Here is a 22087-nt window from a genome sequence, read left to right on the forward strand (position 1 = left end):
GAACGGGCGCAAATTACCCTTTTTTACTCCGGCAGCGCATCGGGGCCCGCTTCCAGCGCGGGGCCACCGGGCTGCACCGGCCGCTTGTTCTTGATGGGCTCGAAGCGCTGCTCCCGGGGCTGCTTTTCGCTGAGGTAGCGCCAGTAGCGCAGGGGCATGTGGCGGCGGTGCAGCTTCAGGTTTTTGCGCTCCGGGATGTTCACATGGTCGAAGTAGGACTGCCAGAGCAGCTTGAACAGGGGCTCCCGCTCGTCGAGCACGGTAGCGGAAATATCGGTGGTGCGCTGGGGGGCGTTGGTTTCAAACTGCACCACGTCGGTGCGGTGCAGATCGTAGTAGAGGCCGTAGCGGCGCCGCCGGTCGAAGATCAGCCAGCGCTGGTCGGCGTAGCGCTTCGTGAAGTGAGGGGCAATCAGCGGCAGCACATCGAAATCGGGGTCAATGGTGGCGTGAAACAGCCCGTCGGAGGTTTTCTCGAAGCGCACGAAGGCCTCCATGCGGTGCTTTTCGCGGTACATCTGCTGGGCAATGCCAGCCACGCGGCGCACATTTTCGTCGGCGTAGTTGTCGGAGATGTCACGGCCGGCACGCATGGCCAGGTCGGCGTAGCGGAAAATCAGCAGTTCCCGGTCGGGCTGCTCGCTCAGAAAGGTGTGGAACAGGCGGGTGCGGGCTTCCTCATTCATGTGCCGAAGCAGGCCCTCCCACACGCGGGCCGCGGTGGCCTCGTGGGTGTCAATCTGCACGGGTTGGGCAAACAAGCCACCCTGCACCGCGCCCAGGGGCTGAATGCTATTCGGGGCCGACTTGCGCTCATAAATGGCAAACAGCACCGTCAGCAGCCCCTCAAACGACCCATCGTAGGCGTAATCAAGCGGCGGGTTGGTGAGCTGCACCACCGTAGGGCGCGCGGCCACCGGGCCGGTCGCCTGGCTGGCTACGGCTCTTTTTCCGGATGTAAGCGGGGTTAAGGAACGGCTCATGGGTAGGAAATCAGGGAGCAACGGGCGGCGAAACAGCCCGCAGAAACTCCAGCAGTAGTCGGTTTACTTTTTCGGGCTCTTCCTGGTGCAGCCAATGGGTAGCCTGGTTGAAATACGTCAGCTCGCCTTGGTCGCAGAGGTCAATGCTTAATTGCGCCAGTACGGGCTCCAGAAAGCTGTCGTGCCGGCCCCAGAGCATGCGCACCGGAACCTGTATGCGGCCGGCCTCGCCTACCCCACTCGGCTGCCGGAACGCGGCCCGGTACCAGTTAAGCATGGCGGTGGGGGCGCCGGGCTGGGCCCAGGCTTCGGTGTAGCGGTGCAAATCGTCGGTGGTGAACGTACCGGGCCGACTGGTGCCGCGCAAGGCCCCGCGCCCAAACCGAAACTGCCGCCGCCAGAACAGCTTTTCGGGCAGCCAGGGCAGCTGGAAAAAGAAAATGTACCAGCTCCTGAGCAGCTGCCGCGGCGCCCGCCGCAGGGCCCGGCCCAGTACGGCTGGGTGCGGCACATTCAGGATGGCAACTCCGTGCAAGCGGGCCGGATGGTGGGCCGCCAGCCACCACGTTACGGCCGCGCCCCAGTCGTGCCCAACCAAGGTGGCTTTGCCTACCCCCGCCGCATCCAGCAACCCCAGTATGTCGGCCCCCAGCTGCTCCATGCGGTAGTCGGCTACGCGGGGCGGCTTGTCGCTGAGGTTGTAGCCGCGCTGGTCGGGCGCCCACACGCGGTAGCCGGCGGCGGCCAGCGCCTGTATCTGGTGGCGCCAGCCGTACCAAAACTCCGGAAAACCGTGCAGCAGTATCACCAGGGGCCCGGCGGCCGGGCCGCACTGCACCACCTGCAGCCGGATGCCGTTGGTGACAACAGAATGATGTTCAAGGTCGAAAGCCATAGGCTTCCTACCCCCGGCAGCCCGGCAAGGTTACCGGTGCTAGGCGGCCTCCGGGCGCTGCGCTTTGTGGGCCGCATTGGCGCGGGCCGCCTCGTGGTGCAACTGCTGCACCATGGGCAGCAGCTCCGACAGCTTGCAGCAGCAGGCCATGCGGGCCACTTTCGTAGGCTTACTGGCTTCCGCAGTAGCGGCCGACGCGTCGGCGGCGCGATGGGAGATGGTCATAGCAGCTTGGGTCACTGATGGTTTCTTTTCGGGTAGTTCGGGTAAGAAAAGTTGTTTTTCGCTCCTGCCAACACACTAAAAATCAACCGCCAGAAAACGAAAGCTTACGAGGCCTGGGCAAACAAATCGAGCTGCTGGGTTACCAGCGCCGAGCGCACCGAGCCCGCGCCAAACAGAATCTGGCGCCGAATGGTCTGCTCGTCGTAGTCGCGCTTCTCCAGGGCCTGGCCGCGGCAGGTCAGGAAGAACTTAGCCCGCTTCAGCACCACCCCAAACTTGTGCAGGTGGTCGAGGGTAATGGGCGAAAACCGGCGGGCCGCCACAATGCGCTTGGCCGAGCGCGCTCCTACCCCCGGAATCCGCAGAATCATCTCGTAATCAGCGGTATTCACATCCACCGGGAATACGTGACGGTTGCGCAGGGCCCAGGCCAGCTTGGGGTCAATTTCCAGATCGAGGAAGGGGTGGGCGGGGTCCAGAATTTCATCGGCCTGGAAGCCGTAGAAGCGCATGAGCCAGTCAGTCTGATACAAGCGGTGCTCCCGAATCAGGGGCGGCTGCGTTACCTGGGGCAGGCGGGCGTCGTCGGTTACGGGGATGTAGCCGGAGTAGTACACGCGCTTGAGGCCGTAACCCTTATAGAGCGAGTCGGTGAGGTTGATGATTTGCAGGTCGTTTTCCGCCGAGGCGCCCACAATGAGCTGGGTGCTTTGGCCGGCGCTGGCAAACTGCGGCACTTTCTTAAACAGGGCCTTCTCATCCTTATTCAACTGAATCCCGTCCCGGATCTGGGCCATCGGGGTCAGAATTTCCTGGTAGTTTTTCTCCGGCGCCAGGGCGGTCAGGCTCATTTCGGAGGGTAGCTCGATGTTCACGCTCAGGCGGTCGGCGTAGAGGCCCGCCTCCTGAATCAGCTCCTCTGAGGCGCCCGGAATGGCCTTTACGTGGATGTAGCCGTTGAACCGGTGCTCCGTGCGCAGCTTTTTGATGATGCGCACCAGGCGCTCCATGGTGTAGTCGGGCGAGGAGAAAATGCCGGAGCTCAGGAACAGGCCTTCGATGTAATTGCGCCGGTAGAAGTTCATGGTCAGGTCCACTACCTCATCCACCGTAAAGGCGGCGCGCTTCACGTCGTTGCTTTTCCGCGACACGCAGTAGGCGCAGTCGAAGATGCAGTGGTTAGTCAGCAGAATCTTAAGCAGGCTCACGCAGCGGCCATCTTCGGTGTAGCTGTGGCAAATGCCCATGCCCTCCGCATTGCCCAGGCCTTTGTCCTCGTTCTTGCGCTTGCCGCCGCTGCTGGAACATGAGGCATCGTACTTCGCGGCATCTGCCAAAATACTTAGCTTTTCCTGAATACGCTGGTCGTTCATCGTGCCGGTTTGTTGGCTTAAAAATAGAAGCTTGCGCGCACATACGCATCATCTTTAAGGCTAATTTCGTTGGAAATGTTCCTTCAACCTCAACTTTCCTACCCGCGGGTATTGCCCCTAGATTTGGCGGGCTTTTTGGCCCGGCAACCGCAATAAAACCCGGCGCTAAACGCGTTTGGGCTGTATCTTGCGAAGACTGGCCTGCTGTTTTTATGAAGTATCTGGTTTGGGTTTGGGGACTACTGCTCGGGGTGGCCGTGGCTGCTACCCCCGTGCTGGCCCAAACCCCGGCCCTACCCCACCCCGATACCACCAAGCTGCCGGGGGCCCGCCCCGACTCGCTGCGCCGCCGCTTCGATCAGGAGCGCATGCTCAACAGCCTGAAGGCCTACACCAAGCGCAAAACCATAGCCGGCAAAGCCGCCTCGGCCCTGTTCAACTTCACGGAGCGACGCGAAGACCAGGCCGGCCTCGACGCCAAGCTGCTCGACCGCCAGTTCGACCGGCACAACTACAAGGTCATTCGGCGCATTGATATTCGCTCGCTCGACGCCTTTGGCTACAGCATATCCGACTCTTTGCGCGAACCCCGCAACATTCTGGAGAAAACCGGCAACTTCTTCCACATCAAAACCAACAAGCTGCGGGTGCGGCAGGTACTGCTGTTCCGGGAGGGCGAGGAGCTGGAGCCGCAGGACCTGGCGGAATCGGAGCGTTTGCTGCGCCAGACCTCCGAGATTCTGGATGCCCGCGTGTTCGTGAATGAGCGCACCAGCACTCCCGACAGCGTAGATATTCAGGTAATTACCAAGGATGTGTTCAGCATCAGTGGCTCGTTTCAGCTGCGCGACGTGGCGGCGGGAGTGATTGGCCTGCGCGACGTGAACTTTCTGGGGCTGGGCCACCAACTGCGGAACCGCTACGAGTACGGGCGGCGCGACAATGGCCCTGGCGCCCAGAGCTGGCGCTACATTGGCAGCTACCAGATTCCGTTCCGCAACTTCGTGTACGGGCAGGCTCGCCACCGCAACGAAACCCGCAACCGCGAAACGGGCGTTACGTTCAGCCGCGACTTTTACTCCATCAACACCCGCTACGCCGGGGCCATCAGCTACGACTTTATTGACCGGGTAGTAACCACCCAGGGCAGTGGCACCGAGGAAGACCCCTACATCTTCCGGCCCCTGCGCTACAATATGCAGGATATGTGGCTGGGCCGGACGCTGCGCCTGAAAAGCTACGACCTGGGCTACGAGAGCCCCGGCCGGGTCATTGTTTCGGGGCGGGTTATCCGGACCAGCTACGCCCAAAAGCCGACCACTGACTACTTCAATGCCAACCTGGTGCTGGGTACCGTGGGCTACAGCGTGCGCCGCTATTACAAAGACAAGTACCTGTTCGGGTTTGGGCGCACCGAGGACATCCCGACGGGCACTCTGGCCAGCCTGACGAGCGGCTACGAGTTTAACAACCAGGCCAACCGCCGCTACTACGGGGTACGGCTGGCCTATGCCGGCTACCACCCCCAGCGCGGCTACCTTTACCTCAACGGCGAGTTTGGCTCTTACCTGCGCGGGCGCGACAACGACTGGCAGCAGGGCCTGGTGAGCGGGGAGCTGCTGTACTTTACGCGCCTCTACCACACGGGCAACTACCAGTGGCGCCACTTTCTCTGGCAGCGCACCAGCCTCGGGCTTAACCGCCGGCCGGGCGAGCAGCCCCTCAGCATCGACGGGGAGCATGGGCTGCGCGGCTTCCAGCCGGAGGGCCTGCTGCTGGGCACCAGCCGCGTAACCCTCAACTACGAGGCTACCCTATTTACGCCGGTATCGTTTCTGGGCTTCCGGATGGCGGGCGTGGCCTTTGCCGATGTGGCCTGGCTGAACGCCCGTAATCAGCGCCAAGTGCTGCCTTTCCTGGAAGCTCCCTACACCGGGTTCGGGCTGGGCCTGCGCTTCCGCAACGAGTACGCCGCCCTGCGCACCTTCCAGATTACGTTCGGCTTCTACCCCCGCGGCATGGTGCAACCCAACGGCATCCGCATCTTCGAAAACTCCCGGCCCTACTACGACTTCAGCGACTTCAGCTTTGGGCAGCCCGGCGTGGTGCGCTACCAGTAAAGCACAGATTCGCGCTGATTACATCGATTACGCTGGTTCTTGAACACCGAATAGTAAACCCTTGAGCAGACCATACTTATCTGGGAGCTTTCCGGCCCCGTATAGATGGTGGCCGGCTTGGTAGCGGCGGGCGCCTTGCCGGTGTGTACCTTTGTCCTTGGTCAGCTTATGAAAATCAGCGTAATCGACCTAATCAGAGCAAATCTGTGATTCTATGAACCTTGGTGACTTTAACGACCTGGAAGTAGCCCGCGAGGTAGATTTCGGCATGTACCTGACCTCCGACGACGGCGACCTGCTGCTGCCCCGCAAGTACATTCCGGCCGGTACCCGCGTGGGCGACGTGGTGCGCGTTTTCGTGTACCGCGACTCCGAAGACCGCCTGATTGCCACCAACCTGGAGCCCTACGTGCGGGTAGGCCAGTTCGCGGCCCTCACCGTCCGCGACGTGACGCCCACCGGCGCCTTCCTCGACTGGGGCCTGGAAAAAGACCTGCTGCTGCCCTACCGCAACCTGCGCCGCACCCTGCGCCCGGGCGAGCGAGCCACCGTGTTTGTGTACCTCGATGACACTACCGACCGCATTGTGGCCTCGGCCAAGTGGGAGTGGTTTCTGAGCGACGACCCCTTCCCGGGCAAGGCCGGCGACGCCGCCGACTTGTTTGTGGCCGAGGAAACCGACCTGGGCTACAAAGTCATTGTGGATGGTACCCACCAGGGCCTGCTCTACCACAATGAGGTGTTCAAGCCCCTGCGCCTCGGCGATGTGCACACGGGCTACGTGCGCCAGGTGCGCCCCGATGGCAAGCTCGACCTGAGCCTGCAGCGCCCCGGCTACGACGAGGCCCTGGCCGCCGCCGATACCCTGCTGGCCGCCCTGCGCCAGGCCCCCAACGGCACCCTGCCCCTCGGCGACAAAAGTGAGCCCGACGACATTTACCGCCGCCTGGGCATGAGCAAGAAAGTATTCAAGAAAGCCCTGGGCTCTCTCTACAAACAAGGTATGGTGCAACTGGAACCCGAAAAAACGGTGCTGGTTTCTAGCAAGTAGTCCGGAGTTACCTTGCCTACCCCACCCCTGGCTTCAAACCCACAAAGTGGGCAGAAGCCGGGGGTTTATCTTTCGGGGGCGGGGTAGGCCCCGCAAAGCTCACCCGACTGGGCAACGCTGGCGGTGGCTGGTGCATCTGAGCCAGAGGGAAGGCAGCGTTTCAACGGCCGGACACGTACCTGCCAGAAGCTGCGGCCTTCCGTTCAGCTCCTCTTTTCCTTCTGCTCATGCAAAAAACTGCCCTCCTGGCCGGCGCCACTGGTTTGGTCGGAAGCCAACTGCTACCCCTGCTGCTGGCTTCCGGGCGCTACAATCGGGTTATTGTGGTGGGGCGGCGCCCGGTGCCGCTGGTGCACCCCAAGCTGGTGCAGCGCATTCTGCCTTTTGACCAGCTGGAAGCCCACCGCCTGCAGCTGATTGCCGATGATGTGTTCTGCTGCCTGGGCACCACCTTGCGCCAGGCCGGGTCCCGCGAGGCTTTTTACCGCGTCGATTACCTCTATGTAGTGACGCTGGCGGCGCTTACGGCGGCCAATTTTGCCGCGCAGCTACTGGTCGTATCGGCCCTGGGTGCCAGCGCAGCGTCGCGGTTCTACTACAACCGGGTGAAAGGTGAAATGGAGGAAGCCCTGCGTCCGTTGCCCTTCCGGGCTGTTCACTTTTTTCGGCCTTCTCTGCTACTTGGGCCCCGGTCCGAAAAGCGTTTGGGCGAGCAGCTGGGGGCCGTGGTACTGGGTGCGCTACGGCCGGTGCTGGTGGGCCCTCTACGGCAGTACCGCGCCATGGAGGCGGCAGCCGTAGCCCGGGCCATGCTGCACGCCGCCGAGCAGGATACCAGCGGTATCCACGTTCATCTTTCCGGTTCGATGGGGCAAAAAGCAGCTAACTAGTCGTAATAGTCGGGCAGTTATGGTACTTTTGCGGGAAAATTGACTGTTTACTACCTTCTTTTTCCGCATGAAGCGTTTGATTTTTGGCCTCGTAGCCCTGGGGCTGTTGGCAACCACTGAAGGGGCCCAGGCCCAGAGCAAGAAGAAAAGCAGCGGCAGCGGTGCCGGCTACGAAACGGCCATTGGTCTGCGCGGCGGCGGCTGGTCGTCGGGCCTTACCTTCAAGCACTTCCTCAGCGGCAAAAACAACGTCGCCTTTGAGGGCCTGCTGACCCGCGAGTACCAGGCCCGCGGTGGCCGCCTCACGCTGCTGCTGGAAAAACACCTGCCCGTTTCCGACTTCAAAGGCCTGCAATTCTACTACGGTGCCGGAGGCCACGTAGGGGTGTACAATGGCCGCTACTACGTGCTGGATGGCCGCTTTGTGCGGGGCCGGAAGCGTGACTTCTACTATACCTACTACCGGGAAGACCGGAATTACATCGTAGGTGGCGCCGACCTCATCCTGGGTCTGGAGTACAAAATGGAAGACCTACCCTTCACCATTGGCGTCGATTACAAGCCCTTCTTTGAGGTATTCGACGGCTACACCGGCTTCTATAATGATGCCGCTGTAAGCCTGCGCTTCGCGTTCTAAGCACTACCGGCACTGAACTCCTGACTGCTCAGTACAAAACAAAGCCCCACCGATTGATATGTCGGTGGGGCTTTGCTTTTCATGGAAAGCCGGAAAAGAGCTACCGCATCCGTCCGTAGGGCCGGGCCTGGTAGTGCGGCCGGGGCGCCGGCACCACCACGCGGCGGCGGGGCTCCACTACCACTACCCGGGCCGGGCGCGGACGGTAGTAGGGCCGGTACGGCCGATGATAGACGGGGCGGGCGGGGTACCGGTAGTAAGGCACCGGGGCCGGCGCTACCACTACTCCGGGCTGGGCCGTAGCTACGCACCCAGTAAGGGAGGCAGCGGCCAGCAGCAAGGCAAAAAACAGGGCAGGAAACTTCAGAAAGCTTTTCATACGCAGGGCAGCCGCTGGTTAGGACGGCTTCTGTCCTTTGACGTACCCGAAAGCCTCGGGTTTAATGCCTTGCCCTAAAAAAAGCCGGTAGTGCCTACCCCCTGCTTACAGCTGAATCCGGTAGGTAGTGCCGGACATGCCCCCGAAAAAGCCGTAGCCATTGCGGATGTTGGAGTACAGGGGGGCGGGCTCGGCGAAAGGGTTGTCCTCGGTATCCTGGTAGCGCTGGCGCGACTGGTAAAACTTGTAGGCATCGGCCGTGAGGTTCAGCACCTGCAGCTCCAGGTAAGCGGGCACGGGCACATTGCTTCCCCCGTAGCTGGTGGAGCTTACCACGTTGCTGCTGAGGGTAAACTGCCGGCCGTTCACGTTGGTATCGGGGTAGGGTGCCAGGCTGCTGTAGTAATCGTTGTAGAGCGAGGACAGGGTGAAAGTTTCGCCCACGTTGCCAAACTCCGTGTTGGTATCCTCGGTCATCAGGTCGCCGTACGGGCGGCCCTGGGTGTCATAGAGTTTGCCTATCACCACGTAGTAGTCGGCCGTAGCGGCGGGGTCGGTAAGCACCAGGCTCAGGCGGCCCCGCAGTTGCCCGTAGTCGCCGGGCGGGCGCTGGGTGTAGGTGGCGCGCTCAATCTGCGGGCGGGCCGGCATGGTCAGCTGGCTTTCTACCGCCTCGAAGCCGGGCAGCCGGCCGCGCAGCGTGTAGGTCTGGCCGGGCTGGGCGGCAAAGTTCATCGTCGGCTCGTAGTAGCCCGGCTCGTAACGGGGGCGCGGATACGTTTGCCACTGCTTGTTGGTAGCCTGCCGGAACCGCTCTACCACCGTGCCGGTGGCATCCAGTATTTCTACCGTCGCGTCGGGGCGGCCCTGCAGCGGCCGGGCATCAAACATGCGCTGGCTGTGGCTCACGTAGAGCTGGTTGAAGGCCTGCATGGCTTCCGACTGCTGGGTGGGGGTAGCGTTGCTGAGCAGGTAGCGCAGGGCAATGCGGGGCGTGTGCTCGGGCTCGGGCAGGTTCACGTCGGTTTCGCAGCCCGCCAGCGTTGTTGCAGCCAGCACCAGAACGGGGAATAGCTTTTTCATAACCATCAGATACAAATGACCGTGTGCCCCACCGCTAAAACCGGAAGGCTTTGCTGAAGGATGGAATAATGGGAAACAGCGAAATCTGCTTGTAGGTGGCTTTGCGCTCCACGTTGCCGTACTGGTCCAGGTAGCCGCGCTGGAAGTAGAGGTAGTAGGGGTTGCGGCGGCTGTAGGCGTTGTAGAGGGACAGGCTGTTTACCACTTCGCCCCACTTTTTCTTTTTGGTGCGGCTCAGGTCGAGGTCCATACGGTGGTAGGCCCGCATGCGGTAGCTGTTGCGCCCGCCGTAATCCTCGTATTCCTGGTAGTCGCCGAGCTGGAAGCGGCCCTGGCCCAGCGTCACGGCGTTGCCGGTGCCATACACCCACGTACCGGAAAGCGTGAGCGTGGGGCTGAAATGGTGGATGATTACGAGGGAAGCATCGTGGCGGCGGTCGTATTTGTAGGGGAAGATGCGGCCTTGGTTCAGGTCAGGGAAGCGGCGCTTGCTCCAGGCCAGGGTGTAGCCAATCCAGCCGGTCGTGCGCCCCGATTTCTTCTGCAGAAACAGCTCGGCTCCGTAGGCCCACCCGTCGCCGCTGGTTACTTTGTCCTGCCAGTTGTTGTCGGTGGTACCCAGGAAGCTGGCGCCCTCGCGGTACTCAATCAGCTGGCGCATGGGCTTGTAGTAACCTTCCAAGCTGAACTCGTAGTCCTCGTCTTTGATGCGCACGGTGCGGGCCGCGCCCACGCTGAACTGCTGGGCTTTCTGGGGCTTTACCTTGGCCGTGGCGGGCACCCACAAATCGGTGGGCAAGCCAATGCCGCTGTTGGTGAGCAGGTGAATGTACTGGGTGGTGCGGGCGTAGGCAGCTTTCAGGGCCCAGTCTTCGGTGAGCAGGAAGCGGGCCGCCAGCCGCGGCTCCAGCGAGGGGTACAGGGTTTTGTCCACCAGAAAGCCGTTCAGGCGCAGGCCGCCATTTACTTTCAGGCGCTCGGTCAGGCGGTAGTCGTCCTCCAGGTACAGCGAGGCCTCACTGGCCAGCGTACGGCTGCCCACCTCCAGGTCCGAGTCCACGTCGGAGCCGGCGCCTTTCACCTGCAGGGCGCCCGGCCGGAACGAGTGCTGAATAAACTGCCCCCCGAAACGGATGTAGTGGTCGGCGGTGGGCGTGTAGTCCAGGTCCGATTTCAGGCTGAAGTCCCGGATGTTGGAGAGGTACTTCAGGGCAAACCTGTCGGTCTGGGCCTGGCCGTTGTTGTCGGGGTAGCGGCTCTCGTTTTCCTGCGTTACGTTGAACTGGTACTTGCTGTAGGTGAGGTGGGTATTCAGGAACAGCTGGTCGGTGAGGACGTGGTTCCAGCGCAGGGCCGCCGTGAGGTTGCCCCAGCCCAGCCCGGCCTTGTTGCGGTCGTAGTTGCTGCCGTCTTCCTCGCGGTAGCGGGCATAAAACTTATCGTAGCCGGTGTAGGCACTCAGGTACAGCCGGTCGCGCCGGCTTACTTTCCAGTTGAGCTTGCCGTTCAGGTCGTGGAAGAAGTAGCCGATGGAGCCTTTTTGTCCCTCGCTGGCCAGGGTGGCTTTGATCAGGGGCTGGGCCAGAATATCAATGTAGGTGCGGCGGGCCGAGAAGATAAACGAGGCCGTATCCTTCTTGATGGGACCTTCCAGGGTGATTTTAGAGGCAATCAGACCGATGGCGCCCTCACCCTGGAACTTCTGCATGTTGCCCTCCTTCATCGAAATATCCAGCACCGAGGAAAGCCTCCCCCCGTACCGGGCCGGAAAGCCGCCCTTAATCAGCTCCACATTATTGAGGGCATCGGCATTGAACACCGAGAAGAACCCGAACAGGTGGGAAGCATTGTACACGGGCGTGCCATCCAGCAGAATCAGGTTCTGATCGGGGGAGCCGCCGCGCACGTACAGGCCGCTGGTGCCCTCGCCCCCACTCTGCACGCCGGGCAGCAGCTGCAGCACCTTCAGCACGTCCCGCTCGCCGAGCAGGGCCGGTACCGCCTTAATCTGGTTGAGCGGGATGTTGACGGTGCCCATGCGCGTGCTCTGGGCTATTTTCTCCTCGCGGCTGCCTACCACCTCTACCCCGCCCAGGTTATTGGCAGCGGAGCGCAGGCGAAAGTCGTGGGCGAGGCTGCGGCCGACGGGGGCGGCCCAACGGGCCTTTTCGTAGCCCAGGTAGCTGACCAGCAGCCGCACCGAGTCGGTGGGAGCCGGCAGGGTAAGCGAGTAGAACCCGTAGGTATTGGTGGCCGTGCCCTGGCCCGTGCCCGGGCTGACTACGGCCACGCCGATGAGGTTTTCGCCGGTGGCCGCGTCGCGGACGTAGCCGCTGATGGTAACCCGGGCCGGAGTGGCCTGCTGGGCAATAGCGGGGGAGGTAGCCAGCACGGCAGCGCCCACCGAAAGTGAGCGGAATAGTCGGCTCATAAGAGGGAATAGAAGTTAGCTATATAGGCAGATTTCAGCGTGAGCAGAAACGCGCTGACCAGCGCGTTGGTATCGGCAAGAGCCCGGGCCCGGAAAAAAGGTTGCCCCGGGCCGGCGAATTATTTAAGGCTAAGCTACAGACAAAAACGCCCGCTTTTCAGAAGAAGAAAAGCGGGCGTTCAGAAAAAACGGGCGGCTACCCCGGGCGCGGTGGCAAAGCCTGAGTTTTACTGACCCAAGTGGGCCAGGGCGCTTACTTTTTACCGGCCCGGTACTCGTCGTTGAGGTACTTGAGCACCGGAGTGGTGATGTCGAGGTCTTTGCGGCCGTACGCCAGCGAGCCGCTCAGAATCAGGCGGTAGCCGTGGGCCTTGCCGTACTTCTCAATTTGCTTGTTGGCCCGGTCCAGCACCTGCTGGGTCATTTTGGCTTCTTCCTCCTGAGCCTGGCGCTGGAGTTTTTCCTGCTCCTGGGCCACCTGCATCTGGCGGCCCTGCAGCTGCTGCTCGGTGGCGGCGCGCTGCTCCTGGGTCATGCTTTCGGCCTTTTGCTGGTACTGCTGCACGGCCGTCTGGAAGCCCTGCACCAGGGTTTTGTTCTGGGCTTCCCAGCGGCGGGCCTTGGTTTCAAAGTTCCGGCGGGCGTCTTTCATGCCCTGGTAGCCATCCAGCAGCTTACCCGACTCCACGTAGGCTATTTTGTTGGTATCGGCCACGGCAGCCACATCGGTGGGCTCTTCTTCCACCACATCGGGGGCATCGGCGCTGGCCGAATCAGTGGGGGCGGCCGGCGTAGTAGTAACGGCTGCTTTTTTGGTAGCCGCGGCCGGTTTGCTGGCGAAGTGCAGGTAGAACAGAACCGCTACGGCCACGGCCAGCACTGCGTTAATTGCTAATTGAAGCGAATTTTTCATTCAGGAAACGAGGAAGAAGATCAAAGGCCGTATGGCTCTTCAAAGTAACGCAAAATGTAGCAAGCCGATGAGCTTTGGGGCTATTCGCCGTCCCGCATCTGCTCCTCGCCGGCTTCCTCGTCTTCCTCCGTTTCACTTTCCAGGGGCCGCATCGGCTTCTCCTCGAACGGGGCCGCCAGATCGGCGCGGGCGGGCGCGGCATCGGTGCGGCCTACGTGCACGAGGGCATCGCCCTGGTTTACGACGGGCATGTGGTTGAGCCCGATGATGTAGCCTGCCACCGGCGACTCCAGGCGCACAGAGTTTTCCCCGTAGGGGTCGGCCACGGTGCCAAACACTTGCCCTTTTTCAATGTACTGGCCCAGGTGCACCAGGCTACGAAACAGGCCCGCGTACTTGGCCCGCAGCCAGGTAGAGCGCATGCACACCACCGAGGGGTAGGCGGGGGCCGGCGCCTCCGGCATCATGCCCAGGTGATGCAGTACCCGGAACGTGCCGGCAATGCCCAGGTCAATGCCTTGCTCATCGAGGCGCAACGACTCGCCGGTTTCGTACACAATAATGCGGCGGCCCTGCTGCATAGCCGTTTCGCGCAGGGAGCCGGGGCGCAGGCCCGCGTGCAGGGTAAACGGCGCCCCGAAGGCTTCGGCCAGGGCATCGGTTTCGGCATCCTGGTGGAGCAGGCACCGGATCTGGGGGATGTTGGCCCGGGCCGCACCGCCCGTATGAAAATCAATGCCGTAGTCAATCAGGGGCATAATTTCGCGCATGAAGCGGTGCGCCACGCGGCTGGCCAGCGAGCCGCGCGGGTTGCCCGGAAACGAGCGGTTTACGTCTTTGCCGTCGGGTACCTCGCGCGAGAAGTTCAGGAACCCGTAGATGTTGAGGATGGGAATGGCCAGGATGGTACCCCGCAGCGGCTGCAGCATCTGGCGGCGCACCATGCGCCGGATGGTTTCAATGCCGTTCACCTCGTCGCCGTGCAGGCCCGCCATGAGCAGTACCGTGGGGCCCGGCTCCAGGGCGCGGTACACGTGCACCGGAATGTCGATAACAGTGCCGGAGGGCAGCCGCGAAATCACCAGCCGCGTCAGGACCTGCTCGCCGGGCTTGATAACCAAGCCGTTCAGGCACAAATCGGGAGGGCTACAGACAGATTCAGTGGACAAGGCAAATGAAGCTACGGGGCGGGACTACCCTACCCCATTCAACAACTCCGGTAGCGCATTCGCTCCGGCCAGAAACGCGTGCGTCAATTATCGTTCCAAGGCGGCTGCCCCTGTGGCCGCCCGGAAGCCAAACCGCCTACCCAGCAAAGCCAGGTAGGCGGTGAAAATCAATAAAATAACCAGCCTTAATCTACCGGAGTATCGGGCAGCGCCTGGGGCGGAACAGGAGCGGCGGGCTTTTTCCGCTTCTGTTTGTGGGCCAGCTGCTCGGTGTACTCAATGATTTTGCCGGCAATGTTGAGGCCGGTGGCCTTCTCGATACCTTCCAGCCCCGGCGACGAGTTTACTTCCAGCACCAGGGGGCCGCGCTTGCTCTGGAGCATGTCCACGCCGGCAATGCCCAGGCCCAGGGCTTTGGTGGCCAGCAGGGCGGCGGCTTTTTCGGCGCGGGTTAGCTTCACCAGCGTGCCGGAGCCGCCGCGGTGCAGGTTGGAGCGGAACTCGCCCTCCTTGCCCTGGCGCTTCATAGCCCCTACTACCTCCCCGTTTACCACGAAGGCCCGCAGGTCGGCGCCTTTGCTTTCGGCAATGAACTCCTGCACGATAATGCGGGCCTTGAGGTTGTGGAAGGCCTCAATCACCGACTGCGCCGCCTTAGCCGACTCGGCCAGTACCACGCCCAGGCCCTGGGTGCCTTCCAGCAGCTTGATAATAACCGGAGCGCCGCCGACCTGCTGAATCATAGCCGGCACGTCGTCGGAGTAGTTGGTGAAGGCGGTTTTGGGCATGCCTACGCCCGCGCGGCTCAGAATCTGCATGGAGCGGAGCTTGTCGCGGCTGCGCACAATGGCCTGGCTTTCCACGGCCGTGCGCACCTTCATCATTTCAAACTGCCGCACCACGGCGCAGCCATAGAATGTTACGGAAGCCCCGATGCGGGGAATGATGGCGTCGAAGCCTTCCAGCTTCCGGCCTTCATATACAATGCCGGGCTGGCCTTTTTCCAGCACCAGATTGCAATGCAAATGGTCGAGCACTACGGCCTCGTGGCCGCGCTCTTGGGCAGCTTCCACCAGGCGGGTAGTAGAATATAGCTTCGGCTCACGCGATAGAATCGCCAGTTTCATCAGGATGCGGGTGGTACGTGAGAGAGAGGATAGGAGCGGAAGCGCGAGGCAAAGATAGGCGGCCCGGCCGGCACGCCGGGCGGTACTAACGAGCAGAAGGTTGATTTTTATACGACAGGTTGCGCCGGGCTACATCCACAATCAGCCGCGCCTCACGCAACAGCACGCGCCCAATTAATACGGGATATTTCATGTCGGAGCGGTCGGAGAGCGAAAATTCCGTGATGAAATCCTGCCCGAATAACCGGATGGCCGTCCGGATAACGTAGCGCTCCTGCACCTCCCCGTTGGAGCTTCTGATATCGCGCAGCTTAAACTGGTCAAACTGCATGGGCGAGCCATCAAAGTTGGGGTGCGAGGGGTCCAGCAGCTGCACATGCAGGTGCCGGCGGCCCTGGGCATCGGTTTCCACCCGGATGTTGGAGCAGTGAATGGCCCCGGTGTAGGCGCCAGTATCCACCTTGGCCTCCACGCCCCAGAGCTGAAACTCCGGAAAATCCACCAGTTCCCGCCGCCCCACCATTCGCTTCGGTCCGCGCTGTTTCATTATAAGTGGTGAAATAGTGAAATGGTGAAATGGTGAGTTTACTGTTCTGCCGACGCAATATGCGCAAGTCGGGCAGTTTGAACAGCAAACTCACCATTTCACCATCGCACTATTTCACCACTCAGCCCTTGTAGCTGATGCGGTACACGGCGTCGTTCTGGTCGTCGGAAACCAGCAGGGAGCCGTCGGGCAGGTTTAGCAGGCACACGGGCCGGCCCCAGGGCGTCTGGCCCTGCAGCCAGCCGCTGGCGAAGGTTTCGTAGCTGGTGGCCTGCTTGCCGGTGGCGTCGAGGCGCACGAGGGTAATGCGGTAGCCGATTTTGTTGCTGCGGTTCCAGGAGCCGTGCTCCGGAATAAAAATCTGGTTGCGGTACTGGGCCGGAAATTGCTTGCCGGTGTAGAACTTCATGCCCAGGGCGGCTACGTGCGGGCCCAGCTTGCGGGCGGGCTTCACGTAGGTATCCGCCGATTTGCCTTTGCCAAACTCCGGGTCGGCAATATCACCGGCGAAGAAGTACGGGAAGCCAAAGTGCTGGCCGGGGCCGGCGGCGCGGTTCAGCTCGTCGGGCGGCAGGTTGTCGCCCAGCTGGTCGCGGCCGTTATCCGTGAACCACAAGGCCTTGTCCTGGGGGCTCCAGTCGAAGCCCACGGTGTTGCGCACGCCATACGCATACGTTTCCAGGCCCGAGCCATCGGCGTTCATGCGGTTGATGGTGGCGTAAATCGGCTCCTCGGGCAGGCAGGTGTTGCAGGGCGCGCCCACCGGCACGTAGAGCTTGCCATCGGGCCCGAAGGAAATGTAGCGGAAGCCGTGCCACTCTTTAGTGGGCAGCTTGCCGTACACCACCACCGGCTTGGGTTTCTGCCGGAGGCGAGCCGCAATGTTGTCGAAGCGGATAATGCGGTTGATTTCGCCTACGTACAGGGCGCCGTTGCGCACGGCTACCCCGTTGGGCGCGTTCAGGCCGGTGGCTACGGTTATAATCTCATCGGCGCGGCCGTCCTTGTTACGGTCGGGCAGGGCGTACACTTTGTCGTCCTTGGTGCCTACGTACACCGTGCCATCGGGGCCCACGGCCAGCTCGCGGGCGCTTTTCACGCCTTTGGCAAAGTAGCTGATAGTGAAGCCGGCCGGCAGCTTGATTTTGCTCAGGTTCGCATCGGGGGCCGGGGCGGGCTCCGGCTTGGTGGCAGAAGAAGCCAGAGCCAGCGGAACCAGCGCGAGCAGCGGAAGGAAGTAGCGCGTTTTCATACTGCCACAAACCCCTACCCCGGCCCGAAGGTTGCACCCAGGGCCGCTACACCCGGTCGGCGCGCTGGCGCACCAGCCGCTCGTACTCCCGCTCCGAGAGGTTGCCCTGGCTCATGTTGCCGTAAGTGGCAAAGCCCTGAATAGCTACGCCCACGCCCCAGAACACGGTTGACCAGATGGGCCAGGGCAGGGGAGAGCCGGGCCGCCCCGTCAGCAGCCAGATGGTCCAGAGCAAGGCATTCACGGTCACGTAGGTGAAGAGGTGAGACTTAAACTTGGCGCGAGCTTTAGCCATTCGCCACAGGTGGGGGTCGCGCTGAGAGGTTTCCATGGATGAGTAGGTTTCGGGTTGTTGAATGCTCAAACGTAGGAGATTCATCAATATACGCAAACCTATATCTACCCAACCGGCTATTTTCAGCCCCGAACCGGCTAAAAGCGGCCCCGAACCGCTCGGAATAATGCTGGCGTGGCGCTGTGCTCAGCCACCATGCTATCCTATCCGGTACGTTATTGCGCAAAATTTTCTGTTCCCTATGCTTACCTCCCCTACCCCCCATTGGCGCGCCAATGCCTTGTCTTTCGGCCGCATCCTGCTCTACCGCGGCGACATTACCCGGCTGGATACCGACGCCATCGTGAATGCCGCCAACTCCAGCCTGCTGGGCGGCGGCGGGGTTGATGGGGCCATCCATCGGGCCGGCGGCCCCGAAATACTGGCCGCCTGCCGGCAGCTGCGGGCCAGCCACTACGGCAGCGGCCTGCGCACCGGCGAGGCCGTCATCACCACCGGCGGGCGCCTGCCGGCTCGCCACGTAATTCATACCGTGGGGCCCGTCTGGAACGGAGGGCACAAGCACGAGCCGGAGCTGCTGGCCAACTGCTACCGCAACAGCCTGGGGTTGGCCGCTAAGCATGGGGTAGGGAGCGTGGCCTTTCCGGGTATCAGCACCGGCATTTATGGCTACCCCAAAGAACAGGCCGCTCCCATTGCCATTCAGGAAGTACGCCGGTTTCTGCAGGCCCATGCGCAGCTCCGGGAGGTAGTATTTGTGGCGTTTGGGGAAGATGATTTCGCCTTATATGAGCGAGAGCTAATCAAACTTCAGGCTGATTATAAGGGCGATACGGCGGGCTGAATCCGGAAATAGTGGTGTATATTTAATAGAGCCTAGTTCTTCCCACCCTCCACAAGATGCGCCATGGAACTCTCTAATCAATTTCCGGTGGCCCAGCGCCGTCGCAGAACCAGTGCCACTAACCCCATCTGGATGGATGCGCTGCGTATAATGCTGGGCCTGTTTCTGTTTATCAAAGGGGTTTCTTTTCTGGATAACTCCACCGACGTTTTTGCTCTGCTGCGGCAGCAGCCCAGCCTGGCCGAGCTCCGGAAAGCGTCGCTTTTCGTCAGTACATTTCATATCGTAGGCGGCCTCATGATTGCCTTCGGAGCTCTTACCCGCTTTGCGTTACTGCTCCAGATTCCGATTCTGGCCGGAGCGGTACTACTCGTGAATTTCCGCAACGGGCTCCGCCCGGAAAATACTGAGCTGTGGGTATCGGCGCTGGTGCTGCTGCTGTGCTTGTTCTTCCTGATTGCGGGTCCGGGCCGCTACTCCATCGACAATAAGGTTTTCCGCCACCAGCCGCCCCGCCTGTAAGTACTCAGAGCCGGAGCCCCGGGTGCCGGCGCAGGTAGGCGGCAACATCGTAAATCAGGCCGGCGTGCCCGGCTTCCAGTACCACCGTATGCGCCCGGCGCAGGGAGCCAATAAACTGCTCGAGGCCCGCGTGCGGAATAACCCGGTCGTAGCGGCCGAGGAAGAAGGTAACGGCGGTAGGCTGGCGGTTGAGGGTGGCCGCCAGCTTTTTCACATCGAACGTCAGATTTCGGAAACCCACCCAGCTGCGGTACACGCGCAGGCGCTTTTCGCGGCTGTCCAGCTGCCACTGGGCAAACCGCACTAGGTTGGCATCAACGAGGCGGCGCTGGTGTAGGGCGTCGAGCAGGCGCAGCAGGCGCTGGGGGCGGAGCACGGCCCGGCCCAGCACCCCGCGCATCCAGGGCGGGTAGGTAGCCAGCGCGTACCAGAACCGGCGCTGCAGCCCATCTGGGGCAATCAGCCAGAGCTGCTCTGCGGCTGCGGGAAACTGCTCCACGGCCGTCAGGGCAAACTTGGCGCCCATGCTGAACGCCAGCAGGCTGAATCGGGTAATGCCCTCGGCTTCCAGAAACTCTCGTAGCAGTTCTCCCAGCCGCTTTTTGCTCAGGGGCGCGTCGGTACGGGCCAACTTGCTGCGGCCGTGGTAAAACAGGTCGAAGGCGTACACCGTCACCTCCGGACCCAGCACCGTTATCAGGCTCCGCCAGTGCCCCTCGCCCTGCCCGTACCCATGAAACGCCAGCACCACCCGCGGCCCCGTCCCGTATTTCTGAAAGTGCAGCCGGGTTTTCATGAGGTTGTGTGAGGTGATGGGGTAAAAAGGTGATGGGGTGATGAGGTAAATAGTGACAGGTGGCAGGTAAGGGGTAGTCAGGTGATGGGAGGTGTTGTGATAGGTAAAGAGGTTGATGTTGGAAGGCTTCTCTGCGTGTGAGGGGGTAGGCGGCCTACCCCCTCACACGCAGGGAAGCCCCGGCGGGGCGGCACCAATCGTTCAACGACGTGGTGCCGCCCCGCCGGGGCTTTACGTGCTTATGCTCGCCAGGATGCTACCGATATGCCGCCCCTCCGGGACTGGTGGGGCGTTTTGTTGCTTCTGTGTTATCTATCTGCTTATCGCCCCGTCACTCCCCTACCCCTCCTCGCCCTGTCAAACCAGTATCACCCTTTACCTATCACCTGTCACCATTCACCTCATCACCTCATCACCCTATCACCTCGCAAACTCACCCCAGCCTCGATACGCCGCCGGATACGATGAATTTCATCACTTCACTGCTGGGCAGATCCAGGTAGGTGATGTTCTGGACGGGCACCAGCACCAGCTCGCCGGAAAAGTTGTAGGAGTGCGGGAAGTACACCGCCAGCAGATCGTCGCGGTGGATGGCGGCCATGGTGGGCTGCGTCACGAAGCCCATTTTGAAGGTTTGCTCGGCGGCGCTCAGCCGCACCAGCACCGGCCGGTTAAACTTCTGGTTGTCGCCCACGAAGGCGTCAAACAAATCCTTTAGGCTGGAATAGATGATGCTGACCAGCGGCGTGCGGTGCAGCAGCCGCTCGGTAATAATGAGGAAGGGCCGCACCAGAAACGACTTGGCCACGAACCCCACCGCCGTAATCAGCAGCACCGCTACCAGTAACCCCAGCCCCGGCACATCAAAGCTCAGCCCGGCGAACAGGTCATCGAGCCAGCGCAACAGCGCAAACAAAATGTACACGGTGAGCCCAATGGGCGCCACGATTAAAAACCCGCTGAGGAAATAGTTGATGAAACGACGCATGAAGAGGGAGTTAAAGCGGCTGGAGCAGCGGACGCCCAGAGGCGCAAGATACCCGCCCCCGCTAAAACCCGAAAGCCAGACGGCGCGCTATTTCCCTACCCCTGGCCGCCACGCGGGCCGGCAGTTGGTTGCAGCTTTGATTTTCACAACGCCCGTCACCATGAAAGCTGCTCCCCTGGCCGAGTTCTATCACGACGTAACTGCCTGCACTAGCGCCGAGCTGAGCGCGCTGCTTCCCGACGGCATTTTTTACCCCGGCGCCTCGGCCTACGGCATCATGAAGGGGGCGGTAGATGTGTTCACGCGCTACCTGGCCGCGGAACTGGGCGCGCGGGGCATCACGGCCAACGTAGTGGCCCCGGGGGCCATTTTTGGCGGCGGCGCCATGACGGATGCCCCGGAGATGCGCGCCTTCGCGGCCCACACCTCGGCCCTGGGCCGGGTAGGCCTCCCCAACGACGTAGCCGGGGTAGTGGCCTTTCTTTGCACGGAGGAGGCCGAGTAGCTCAACGGCCAGCGGCTGGAGCTAACGGGCGGCGTGAACCTGTAACTCAGTAACCTGCTACCCTTGCTACAAAAACACCAGACCCGGCGCAGCTAACTGCGCCGGGTCTGGTGTTTTTGCTAAAAAAAGCTGCTACGCTACGTGCTCGGTCACTTCTTCAATCCGGTCCTTCACGCGCTGCATCAGCCACATAGGCGTACTGGTAGCCCCGCAGATGCCTACCGATTCGGCGCCCTGGAACCACTCTTCGCTTAGCTCCTCTTCGTTTTCCACAAAGTAGCTGCGCGGGTTGGTTTTGTTGACTACCGAGAACAAGGCCTTGCCGTTGGAGCTTTTACGCCCGCTCACAAACACCACTACGTCGTGCTGCTGGGCAAACTTGGCCAGGGCCGGCTCCCGGTTGCTTACCTGCCGGCAAATGCTGTCGTTGGCATCGAAGGCCTCCAGGGAGCCCCCGGCAGCCTTAATCCGGTCCTCTATCACGCCCTTCATGTGGTAGAAGCCGGCCGTGCTCTTGGTGGTCTGGCTGAACAGGGTTACGGGGCGCGAAAAGTCCACCTGGTCCAGGTCCTGCTCCGTCATGACGATGAGGGCCTGGTTGCGGGTCTGCCCCGTCAGGCCGATAACCTCAGCGTGGCCGGGCTGTCCGTAAATTACAATCTGCCCATCCTGGCGGGTGGTCGCGTCGAAGGCGTGCTTCACGCGGTTCTGCAGCTTGAGCACTACCGGACAGGAGGCATCAATCAGCTCAATGTTGTTGCGCAGGGCAAGCTCGTAGGTTTCCGGCGGCTCGCCGTGGGCCCTGATCAGCACTTTGGCGTCGTGTAGTTCCGTGAGTTGCTCCCGGTCGATAATGCGCAGCCCCAGGGCATGCAGGCGCTCTACCTCCATGCGGTTGTGTACAATATCGCCGAGGCAGTACAGGGTTTCCTGCTGCCCCAGCTCATCCTCAGCCATCTGAATGGCGAACTCAACGCCGAAACAATAGCCGGAATTCTTATCAATGATGACGTTCATGGGCTCTTATAGTATGACGGCGAGGCTCCATAAAGCCGGGTCGTC

23 protein-coding genes are annotated in these 22087 nt (G+C 61.6%); 7 read left to right on the forward strand and 16 right to left on the reverse strand.

Translation table 11 applies throughout. The features are described from left to right. Positions 1-23: 23 nt before the first annotated feature. The 4 genes from GGU46_RS15950 to GGU46_RS15965 form a co-directional block, all read right to left on the reverse strand. Positions 24-983 carry a TIGR03915 family putative DNA repair protein gene (locus GGU46_RS15950; RefSeq protein WP_183404564.1) on the reverse strand — a complete coding sequence of 320 codons (960 nt, stop codon included), beginning with the start codon at positions 981-983 and terminating at the stop codon, positions 24-26. Positions 984-993: 10 nt separating this feature from the next. Continuing rightward, the gene (locus GGU46_RS15955; RefSeq protein WP_183404565.1) at positions 994-1878 is read right to left on the reverse strand and encodes an alpha/beta fold hydrolase; all 885 of its coding nucleotides are present in this window, start codon (positions 1876-1878) and stop codon (positions 994-996) included. Between the two features lie 39 nt (positions 1879-1917). Further along, a complete protein-coding gene (locus GGU46_RS15960) occupies positions 1918-2103 on the reverse strand; it encodes a hypothetical protein (RefSeq protein ID WP_183404566.1) in 186 nt (61 codons plus the stop codon). Between the two features lie 104 nt (positions 2104-2207). Next, on the reverse strand, positions 2208-3476 hold the full coding sequence (locus GGU46_RS15965) for a putative DNA modification/repair radical SAM protein (RefSeq protein ID WP_183404567.1): 1269 nt from the start codon (positions 3474-3476) through the stop codon (positions 2208-2210). Positions 3477-3688: 212 nt separating this feature from the next. Between GGU46_RS15965 and GGU46_RS15970 the strand changes: the two genes are divergently transcribed. From GGU46_RS15970 to GGU46_RS15985, 4 genes are all read left to right on the forward strand, one after another. Beyond that, the gene (locus tag GGU46_RS15970) at positions 3689-5596 is read left to right on the forward strand and encodes a BamA/TamA family outer membrane protein (protein WP_183404568.1); all 1908 of its coding nucleotides are present in this window, start codon (positions 3689-3691) and stop codon (positions 5594-5596) included. Between the two features lie 214 nt (positions 5597-5810). Further along, positions 5811-6647 carry a CvfB family protein gene (locus GGU46_RS15975; protein ID WP_183404569.1) on the forward strand — a complete coding sequence of 279 codons (837 nt, stop codon included), beginning with the start codon at positions 5811-5813 and terminating at the stop codon, positions 6645-6647. A gap of 227 nt (positions 6648-6874) precedes the next feature. Next, positions 6875-7537, forward strand: coding sequence for an NAD-dependent epimerase/dehydratase family protein (locus GGU46_RS15980; protein WP_183404570.1), 663 nt, complete (start codon positions 6875-6877; stop codon positions 7535-7537). A 67-nt stretch (positions 7538-7604) separates the two neighbouring features. Continuing rightward, positions 7605-8174 carry a hypothetical protein gene (locus tag GGU46_RS15985; protein ID WP_183404571.1) on the forward strand — a complete coding sequence of 190 codons (570 nt, stop codon included), beginning with the start codon at positions 7605-7607 and terminating at the stop codon, positions 8172-8174. Positions 8175-8274: 100 nt separating this feature from the next. Here GGU46_RS15985 and GGU46_RS15990 read toward each other — a convergent pair whose 3' ends face one another. The 9 genes from GGU46_RS15990 to GGU46_RS16030 all read right to left on the reverse strand — a co-directional run bounded on the left by GGU46_RS15990 (position 8275) and on the right by GGU46_RS16030 (position 17406). After that, positions 8275-8553, reverse strand: coding sequence for a hypothetical protein (locus tag GGU46_RS15990; RefSeq protein WP_183404572.1), 279 nt, complete (start codon positions 8551-8553; stop codon positions 8275-8277). A 105-nt stretch (positions 8554-8658) separates the two neighbouring features. Beyond that, positions 8659-9636: a DUF4249 domain-containing protein gene (locus tag GGU46_RS15995; RefSeq protein ID WP_183404573.1), complete on the reverse strand. Its 978-nt coding sequence runs from the start codon at positions 9634-9636 to the stop codon at positions 8659-8661. A gap of 34 nt (positions 9637-9670) precedes the next feature. Further along, positions 9671-12067, reverse strand: coding sequence for a TonB-dependent receptor (locus GGU46_RS16000; RefSeq protein WP_183404574.1), 2397 nt, complete (start codon positions 12065-12067; stop codon positions 9671-9673). A gap of 253 nt (positions 12068-12320) precedes the next feature. Next, positions 12321-12980, reverse strand: coding sequence for an OmpH family outer membrane protein (locus GGU46_RS16005; RefSeq protein ID WP_183404575.1), 660 nt, complete (start codon positions 12978-12980; stop codon positions 12321-12323). Between the two features lie 80 nt (positions 12981-13060). After that, on the reverse strand, positions 13061-14149 hold the full coding sequence (locus GGU46_RS16010) for a succinylglutamate desuccinylase/aspartoacylase family protein (RefSeq protein ID WP_246399062.1): 1089 nt from the start codon (positions 14147-14149) through the stop codon (positions 13061-13063). A gap of 185 nt (positions 14150-14334) precedes the next feature. After that, entirely contained in the window at positions 14335-15276 is a 942-nt protein-coding gene (gene rimK / locus GGU46_RS16015; RefSeq protein ID WP_183404576.1) for a 30S ribosomal protein S6--L-glutamate ligase, read from the reverse strand. Between the two features lie 85 nt (positions 15277-15361). Beyond that, positions 15362-15823, reverse strand: a complete 462-nt coding sequence (locus GGU46_RS16020; protein WP_215906372.1) for an ATP-dependent zinc protease family protein — start codon at positions 15821-15823, stop codon at positions 15362-15364. A 121-nt stretch (positions 15824-15944) separates the two neighbouring features. Further along, positions 15945-17075, reverse strand: coding sequence for a PQQ-dependent sugar dehydrogenase (locus GGU46_RS16025; protein WP_183404577.1), 1131 nt, complete (start codon positions 17073-17075; stop codon positions 15945-15947). A gap of 46 nt (positions 17076-17121) precedes the next feature. After that, positions 17122-17406 carry a 2TM domain-containing protein gene (locus GGU46_RS16030; protein WP_183404578.1) on the reverse strand — a complete coding sequence of 95 codons (285 nt, stop codon included), beginning with the start codon at positions 17404-17406 and terminating at the stop codon, positions 17122-17124. Between the two features lie 205 nt (positions 17407-17611). On the opposite strand from GGU46_RS16030, the gene GGU46_RS16035 reads away from it, so the two are divergent. Both GGU46_RS16035 and GGU46_RS16040 read left to right on the forward strand, forming a co-directional pair. Next, a complete protein-coding gene (locus GGU46_RS16035; protein WP_183404579.1) occupies positions 17612-18214 on the forward strand; it encodes an O-acetyl-ADP-ribose deacetylase in 603 nt (200 codons plus the stop codon). A 63-nt stretch (positions 18215-18277) separates the two neighbouring features. Continuing rightward, on the forward strand, positions 18278-18736 hold the full coding sequence (locus GGU46_RS16040) for a DoxX family protein (RefSeq protein WP_183404580.1): 459 nt from the start codon (positions 18278-18280) through the stop codon (positions 18734-18736). Positions 18737-18740: 4 nt separating this feature from the next. Here GGU46_RS16040 and GGU46_RS16045 read toward each other — a convergent pair whose 3' ends face one another. Together GGU46_RS16045 and GGU46_RS16050 are read right to left on the reverse strand one after the other, a co-directional pair. Continuing rightward, positions 18741-19532, reverse strand: a complete 792-nt coding sequence (locus tag GGU46_RS16045; protein ID WP_183404581.1) for an alpha/beta fold hydrolase — start codon at positions 19530-19532, stop codon at positions 18741-18743. A gap of 433 nt (positions 19533-19965) precedes the next feature. Beyond that, complete coding sequence (locus tag GGU46_RS16050; protein WP_183404582.1) at positions 19966-20520, reverse strand: DUF502 domain-containing protein; 555 nt, start codon at positions 20518-20520, stop codon at positions 19966-19968. Positions 20521-20680: 160 nt separating this feature from the next. Between GGU46_RS16050 and GGU46_RS16055 the strand changes: the two genes are divergently transcribed. Continuing rightward, positions 20681-21025: an SDR family oxidoreductase gene (locus GGU46_RS16055; protein ID WP_246399063.1), complete on the forward strand. Its 345-nt coding sequence runs from the start codon at positions 20681-20683 to the stop codon at positions 21023-21025. A gap of 132 nt (positions 21026-21157) precedes the next feature. Here GGU46_RS16055 and GGU46_RS16060 read toward each other — a convergent pair whose 3' ends face one another. Continuing rightward, entirely contained in the window at positions 21158-22042 is an 885-nt protein-coding gene (locus GGU46_RS16060; protein WP_183404583.1) for a 4-hydroxy-3-methylbut-2-enyl diphosphate reductase, read from the reverse strand. Positions 22043-22087 lie beyond the last annotated feature (45 nt).

Origin of the sequence: Hymenobacter latericoloratus (assembly GCF_014199535.1) — a bacterium.
GTDB lineage: Bacteria > Bacteroidota > Bacteroidia > Cytophagales > Hymenobacteraceae > Hymenobacter > Hymenobacter latericoloratus.